We start from the raw sequence: 266 nt of genomic DNA, 5'->3' as shown, positions 1-266 counted from the left end.
GCTTGCCAGCGATGCAGGCGACATCGGCCCCCATGTCGTAAACGCACCTTTGCGTGGCGTCCGTAGGCATCTGGGCTGTCTGCGTCGGTCATACCATCGCTGCAAAAGGGCAATTGCCCGACAAGAACCGATGCCGCTGCCGGGAGAGACTGCGATGTTCAGCAAGCAAGACCAGATCCAGGGTTATGACGATGCACTGCTGGCGGCGATCAATGCCGAAGAGCAACGCCAGGAAGATCACATAGAGCTGATCGCCTCGGAAAACT

1 protein-coding gene is annotated in these 266 nt (G+C 58.3%); it reads left to right on the top strand.

Annotation, left to right across the window (positions count from 1 at the left end):
- Positions 1–154: 154 nt before the first annotated feature.
- Positions 155–266, top strand: a 112-nt coding sequence (locus tag UB48_RS28325; RefSeq protein WP_275560918.1) for a hypothetical protein, incomplete at its 3' end; no start/stop codon positions are given.

The organism is Pseudomonas sp. 2(2015), from assembly GCF_000955865.1.
Lineage (GTDB): Bacteria > Pseudomonadota > Gammaproteobacteria > Pseudomonadales > Pseudomonadaceae > Aquipseudomonas.
This window is presented reverse-complemented; position numbering and strand designations above follow the sequence as displayed.